The organism is Xenorhabdus szentirmaii DSM 16338, from assembly GCF_002632585.1.
In the GTDB taxonomy this organism is placed as follows: Bacteria; Pseudomonadota; Gammaproteobacteria; order Enterobacterales; family Enterobacteriaceae; genus Xenorhabdus; species Xenorhabdus szentirmaii.
Genome location: NZ_NIBV01000003.1, coordinates 281,679 through 288,611, shown reverse-complemented (window position 1 = coordinate 288,611; position 6,933 = coordinate 281,679). Strand labels below are relative to the sequence as shown.

Below are 6,933 nucleotides of genomic sequence, written 5' to 3'. Positions count from 1 at the left end.
AGGAATGTAATGAACGCATCCCAACCACGTAACCCTCGGTACTATGCTGAAATTGAGAGGTAAGGTGTGGATCCTCTCAGATTTCCGGCCTTATAGTGCCTAAATGAGAAGCCTGTTGCTCTCTGATAACTGGAGGATCCACTCATGAAATATACGCCTGTTGGCGTCGATATCGCAAAGTATCTGATGCAAATTCATTTCGTTGATGAATATACCGGTGAAATCATTGATAAACAGCTACGACGACGGGATTTTTTGACTTTTTTCAGCAACCGGGATCCTTGTCTGATTGGTATGGAAGCGTGTGGTGGTGCCCACTATTGGGCACGGGAGCTGAAAAAGTTAGGGCATGAAGTTCATTTGCTTCAGGCCAAATTTGTTAAAGCTTTTCGTATAGGTAACAAAAACGATGTCATGGATGCCAGGGCAATCTGGATGGCCGTTCAGCAACCGGGTAAACCCGTCGCTATCAAAAATGAAGAACAACAAACCCTACTTTCTGTGCACCGGATGCGTACTCAGTTAGTGAAATTCAGAACCGCGCAAATTAATGCATTGCATGGATTGTTACTGGAATTTGGTGAGACAGTGCATAAGGGGCGGGCATCGTTAGACAAAGCGATACCCGAGGTGCTTGAGCGGTTAAGGATAACACTCTCCCCCTTCCTGATCAGCCTGATTGAAGAGCAATATTATCGCCTGAGTGAACTTGATAAAGAAATTGACGGTCTGGAAAAACAATTGACTGAGTGGGCAAATCAGCATGCGGATTGTCAGCGGATCATGAAAATTCCGGGTGTGGGTGTTCTGATTGCTACAGCAGCCATCGCTACGATGGGGGATCCCACTGCTTTCCGATCAGGCCGGGAGTTTTCCGCCTATCTGGGCTTGGTTCCCCGGCAAACAGGAACAGGTGGCCGGGTTAAGTTACTGGGCATCAGTAAACGTGGGGATACGTATCTCAGGACGCTGTTTATCCATGGCGCCAGAGTCGCCACGTTATGCACGAAAACACCGCCCCAGTGGGTAAGCGAACTGAAAAAACGACGTCCGGTTAGTGTTGCGATTGTCGGGATGGCGAATAAACTGGCTCGCACGGTCTGGGCACTGATTGCTCATCAACGGGAATATGAAAAAGATTACGTCAGTATCAGGCCTTATTGAGGTATTTCACAGATAAAAATTTACTTCAACTTAATTAAAAAAGACGAATACAGAAAGATTGCTGAGGCAAGAGTTATGATGACAACGAAAGGTGAGACCGTGACTTGCTAAACCTGAATGGTCACCAGAGCGTCAATCTCGTTCGAGGAATAAGGCGCAGGTCAGCGGATTACATCGAGGCCCGCAGTATTAGCTGTAACAAGGCCGAATATAGAGCTGCAATCTACCTTCAATGTCACAATAACTTTTGTCTTGCAAACGGGATGCGTTCATATAGTGGCCATGCTGACAGGTCAGTTGCAGGCGCTGCCCGCTGAACAGGTGCAAACTGTACTGAGCAGTCTGGATAACGCCCTGCGGACAGGTCACATTGGTAATCCGGTGGGCTGGTTGCTGACCGTTATGAAGCGGGCACGGGAAGGGAAATTATTTGTGCAGACGGGTCATGTTAGTGCTCCCGCTGCTGTGGCAGCACCTGCAAGACGGCCGATTGAACCTGAACAGCCTGTTTCACGTCCGCTGCAACCGGCTTCGCCGGCACATGTCTGCAACATGGTGAGTGAGATCCGTCAGCAGCTGAATCTGGCGAAATACGATCAGGTCAGGAGGAGAATAAAAACACGCGATATTGCAGGTTACACCGATTTGGTTGAAAAATGAACGTGTTGGTACTGCCAACATGAATAAAAAACAACCAGTCTATAAGGGTTGTACCAGCCCGTACTACCAGTATTGGATGGAAAAATTAGTAAGTTGCCTTAATTTATCGGAATAACTAACTCAGGGAGCATCCCGATAATTCAAGACAATTTGGTCTCCCGAGTTCAACGTTGAGGTTATTCCAGCCCCAGTCGATCTCTGAGTTCCTTCACTAACGTAACGTCATCCAATTCGGCGCTTATCTCATGACGAATGGCGTTACTGAATTGCCCTCTGCGCTGGCAGCTATCGTGGTAACCATGGGAAAGCCAGTTCCAGCTACCGAGAATAATGTAACGCCCATCGATCATCAGCACTTTTTCATGTGTACCTTCTGTTAGACGGATAATATTTCCTTTTCCAAGTTGTTCACGGTATTCGGCAATTAGCGTATGATCATTATCATCTGCACGATCTAAGCGTTGATGATAATAACCGTAATAGACTTTGACTCTTACGCCACGCTGCTGCGTTGCCAACAGTTGTGCCAATTCAGGCCTTTGATACTGCGTCCCTCCTCGTCGAATCCACGGTGTAATCACTATCACCTCATTTTTACTCTGTGCTATCAGCGCGCTGAATGCGGCAATATGTTCACAGTCACGATAATAACGCTGTAAACGTGGAGTCTGGCTCAGGCTTGCAAACTGCGGGTGCTGACTACCTTGCTCGAGAAGAAAATCTTCTGCAACTCTATCGGCGAGTACCTTTAGGTAGCCTCCTGCTTGTCGCAGTCGATGATAGTTACCTACGATGATTAGTTGTTGTTTAGCGCGTGAAACCACTACATTTAGCATATTAGGCGAATCATTTTGAAAATTCGGAGTATCAAGGGGATGAAAAATTACCGGGCTATAAATAATGACCTCAAATCCTACTCCTTGGAACTGATGTACAGTACCGATACAGTTTTTCTGAGCATGATTCATGCGCTGAGCGAAGCGCTTACTTAGTAATGATCTCTGATTAGTGTAAGGGGTGACGATACCAATATCTGTCGTCAGGTCATAACCCGCCTCTTCCAGTTTATCCAGTAGTTGTTCAATGGCATCGACTTCGTCGAGGTTAGTGTTCACGGCATCCCCTTTCTGACCTTCTACGCTGTAGAACATCAAATGGTGACCGCCAGATTTCTCAAAGGCACTGGCGATACGTTCGTCAGGTGTTGCAGTTTCTACCGTAACCCCGTGATAACCAGCCAAACGGATAAAAAGGTCAGCAATTGGCTTCTGGCACCGCCTATGTTCATCCAAAATAATACTGTTGCCAATATCATTTACACGACCTGAAAGAGTACCAGCAGCACGGTGCCACCCCGTAACAGTTGCAGGTGAAACTCGTTCATACAACGTGTTATTGTCTGTAAAATGGCGTTCACGCAGTTGCGTTTGTAGATTTTCAGAGAGATTACGGATAGGTTCGATTTGCAACGGATCACCGACGATCATCGCTTTCTCGCTGCGGCTTAGCAACGGAATTAGTGATTCAACCGAAATCATGCCTGCCTCATCGCAAAGTGCCAGATGCCAAGGTTTATGGCCTTTGAGTTCATCAAGCTTACGATAGCCAGCCATCTTCCAGGCGGATACCAGCGTAGTTGCCATCACCGGATATACCAACGACAGTGCAGAATAGAATTCATCCAGCTTATCCAGCCAGCGATAATAACCTGCGCTGCGGCGTCCATTAACCAGAGCCTGCCAATGGGTCAACACCTCTTCTAATTCTATTTTCCGTTTCAGCTGTTCCTGCCAGAGATAGCCAATAGCCATTTCAAACATTTCTCGATGCTGATTGATAAAACGTTTACGTAAGATGTCACACCAGTCACCTTCCGGATAGTGCTGCTGATACTGAGCCATCATCTGTTGTGCATACACTACATTACACCATTGGTTTTGCAGATCTATCACTTCGGCGCTGAGGCTTAGCAGGCGTTTTTCTTGCTGGGCATCAGGTCCAGAATGCAGGAGTAATTTCAGTAGCTGAAGTTTTTCCTCCTGTTGCGACAATGTTTCTCCGGCATCTGCCAGAGCTGTTAATTGGTGGTGAGTAAGTATGCTAAGGTTGAAATGTTGAAAATCCTCTGGCACCGCAGCACGCATTTGCTGTAATCGTGCTCGATATTTTCCCTCGAACAGACGTGCCAGATGTAGCCTGATTCCTCTGCGGGGATAGTCACGGTAATGTAGCTCAAGTGCAGGGCGTAGCGGAGAATCTATCCAGTGGAGAATGTCTTCCACGTTATGCGGTAGTGGCCAAGTCGCTCGCAGGGTTTGATAAACCTTTCGAGCTTGCTGACGTAATTCCTTTTCCTGACTTAATATATACAAGCTTTTCTCCAGATAGTATGAGAAGTCATCAAGGTCGTCAGGGTGGTTAAGTGAGGCATTGATACCCTGATGCTGAACATGGGCAGCAAATGTGGTGAATTTATTAGCGAAACGTAGAGGAAGTTCCTGTACATCCGCTGTCCCAAGCCTACAATTGACAACAGACTGCAGAGCAGCAGCTTTTTCATTCAGGTATGTTTTATAGCAAGTGTTCAGTTCATCACGATGTTGGAGCAACACAGATAAGTAGTTACGCTGGGTATGTTCTTCATAACGTTCCTGCCGCAAGCGGCTGATGAGTCTCTCTATTCGGACAAGTTCATTCTGTACTTGATCCTTAGATCCACCGTGAAACCAGAGCCAGTCAAGCTGTTGTGTAAGCGGGTCACTACGTAGGTCGTCAATAATATTTTCTACTGCTTTTATGGCGGTAGATGTCACCAACATACCTAAATTACGGTCATTGCCTTCAGCAATGGACAATGCACGTGCTACCAATTGCTGGGCAATCAAAGACTTAAATAGAGTGGTTTTACCTGTACCAGGGGCACCTTGTACAGCGATCAGACGTTCATCCTGATTAATCGCCTGTATCGCTTCCATCTGCCCATGTCCAAGAGGATGCTGTGTTTCAAACAATCCTCCCGTTACCAGTTCATATATGTCTGGAGAATTATCCTCACTGTGAACATGGTTGAGATACTGTTCCAGCAGTGGGAATTCGCCTTCGGAATTGTCACACAGCCAACTGAAATCTTCTGCATCTCGTTTCAGGTTGTAATCTTCATTATGTAGTGGCGCAATAAGGGCATTAAATGCAGTTTCCAGTCCCTGATGCTTACTATTCGGCTGCTTTGTGACCCAGTCTTGAAACGATTCAAATGCTTCAAGGAAGGTGTCATATTTACGGCCCGTCAATGCGCTAACAATGCTCATCATATGGCGATTTTCACCCAACTCAGCCAATTGAATGCCAAACATCTCACGGAAAGCAAATGACAATGCGCTTATTTGTTGCCCATCTTTAACCGGGAGTAGTAAAGAGGTGCTATTTTGTTCAAATAACGCTTTTGGCAGTGGGAAAGAGAATAGTGGTAGGTATTTCACGTAAGATTTGTCTCGCACATTCTCTGTACAGCGTAATAGCGGAAACAGCAGATTGACGGGTTCAATATGGATAATCTCACCCTTTTTACCATATTTGACAAAGCGCTTGCGCCAGTTTTCATACATCTTAGGTGTGATGTGAATGCGTACTCCGTTTTGAGTATCCTCACAGTTTTCTTGACTAAGTACGAGTTGATGATCTTCATGTAACTTATTGGCTGGTATTTTACTTTTTTCTGCGCCGCCGCATTTCAGATAATCTTGCCAAGCCATGAGGATAATTTTCGAAGTGCTTTTCATTATTCTGGATATGCCTTATCAGTCCATGTTCCTTAAAATTGACTTAAAGAGAATAACATAGGTGTGGGAAGTTTAACTGTGTGTCCTGTCAACTCTATCCTTGGAATTCATATTGAATTTTGCTGGTGCTAAAAGTTACTGGCTGAAATAATGGCTATTTTTGTATAGGGTTGTCATTCTGTGCTGGATCGTTTGGACGTTTCTTAATACTTTATAGGAGCTCTGATATCGGCGCAGAATTGCTGGCATTAATATGGCAAAATTCCGCGCAAAAGCGGGTAAGATCAAGGCGAAGAGATACACGGAAATCAATACGAAGAGGGAACATTTGATGAAAAAAATTCTATGGGTCAAGTTCGGTTGGTCAAATGATTATTGTGGTGGGCCAGTTGATGGCAATTTTTACTGGCTCGACGATAACAAGGAAAAAAGAGGGAACGAAGCGTTCAACTTTGCCCCAGAATCTGATGGAACCTATTATTGCTATGTGCCGCCCCAAACAGGAAAATACGCACTTTCAAACAATGATCCTGATGGCTGGACTGTTATCTGCCTCGCGAAGAATCCAAAATATCCTGGTATCCACATTGTTGGGTGGTACGAAGATGCTACCCTGCATGGTGAATTCTGGATCTGCCTGACAACATTATCAAAATGCAGAGGAATGCTGTGGGTCAGGTTAATGACTGGTCGTATTGCATCACCAGTAAGACAGCGTATTTTATTCCACACGAGGTTAGGAATATGCCGTTCTCGGATGGCTCTATTAGACAAGGAAAGTATTCTTTCCTTGAAGGGCCGAGTGTAAATACCACCGATGACAAGAAGCGTGTACTTAATCTCCTTGAAAATCGCTTAAAGGAGATGAGTCTACTTGCCATTAAGAATCCTGACAAAGATAATCTTCCCGATCTTGAACTTGGAGTGATCGATCCCTTGAAAGGGTTTGGTACGCCAGCGCATAGAAAGGCAGTTGAGAAAGCCGCTGAGCGTGCTGTTATTAAACATTATACAACAAAGGGATATGGCTGCGAGCGCGTTACTCATCTACCCTGTGGTTATGACTTTGTTTTTACTAAAGATGGCGAATCAGAATTGCACGTTGAGGTTAAAGGTACGGCAGGCTCTTCATCACAGTTTTTTCTTACTCGGAATGAGCATCAGAAAGGTTTACAATCTAATCCAAAATGGCGTCTTGTCATGGTCACATCCGCTCTGACCACTACCCCTGATATCACTGAATATGATTCAAACGAAATAGAGCAAGTATTCGATATTGAACCCTATGTGTATACTGGCTCGTTATCCAGAAAGCGGAAGAATTAGTCAG

The 6,933-nt window shown here is 45.3% G+C and carries 5 protein-coding genes; 4 read left to right on the top strand and 1 reads right to left on the bottom strand.

Annotated features, from left to right (window positions below; all coding sequences use genetic code 11):
• Positions 1-144: 144 nt before the first annotated feature.
• Positions 145-1,164, top strand: coding sequence for an IS110 family RNA-guided transposase (locus Xsze_RS20045; RefSeq protein ID WP_099138984.1), 1,020 nt, complete (start codon positions 145-147; stop codon positions 1,162-1,164).
• A 276-nt stretch (positions 1,165-1,440) separates the two neighbouring features.
• Positions 1,441-1,824, top strand: coding sequence for a hypothetical protein (locus tag Xsze_RS20035; protein WP_038240188.1), 384 nt, complete (start codon positions 1,441-1,443; stop codon positions 1,822-1,824).
• A 176-nt stretch (positions 1,825-2,000) separates the two neighbouring features.
• Here Xsze_RS20035 and Xsze_RS20030 read toward each other — a convergent pair whose 3' ends face one another.
• Entirely contained in the window at positions 2,001-5,603 is a 3,603-nt protein-coding gene (locus Xsze_RS20030; protein ID WP_038240191.1) for an AAA domain-containing protein, read from the bottom strand.
• 253 nt (positions 5,604-5,856) lie between these two features.
• Between Xsze_RS20030 and Xsze_RS22480 the strand changes: the two genes are divergently transcribed.
• A complete protein-coding gene (locus Xsze_RS22480; protein ID WP_038240193.1) occupies positions 5,857-6,411 on the top strand; it encodes a hypothetical protein in 555 nt (184 codons plus the stop codon).
• Entirely contained in the window at positions 6,348-6,929 is a 582-nt protein-coding gene (locus tag Xsze_RS22475) for a protein NO VEIN domain-containing protein (protein ID WP_209435297.1), read from the top strand. The genes Xsze_RS22480 and Xsze_RS22475 overlap by 64 nt, the downstream gene beginning before the upstream one ends.
• Positions 6,930-6,933 lie beyond the last annotated feature (4 nt).

What these genes read in the sequence shown, in the direction of transcription:
- Xsze_RS20045 (WP_099138984.1), top strand. Translation starts at nt 145, where the DNA reads ATGAAATATACGCCTGTTGGCGTCGATATCGCAAAGTATCTGATGCAA.
- Xsze_RS20030 (WP_038240191.1), bottom strand. Translation starts at nt 5,603, where the DNA reads ATGAAAAGCACTTCGAAAATTATCCTCATGGCTTGGCAAGATTATCTG.
- Xsze_RS22480 (WP_038240193.1), top strand. Translation starts at nt 5,857, where the DNA reads ATGGCAAAATTCCGCGCAAAAGCGGGTAAGATCAAGGCGAAGAGATAC.
- Xsze_RS22475 (WP_209435297.1), top strand. Translation starts at nt 6,348, where the DNA reads ATGCCGTTCTCGGATGGCTCTATTAGACAAGGAAAGTATTCTTTCCTT.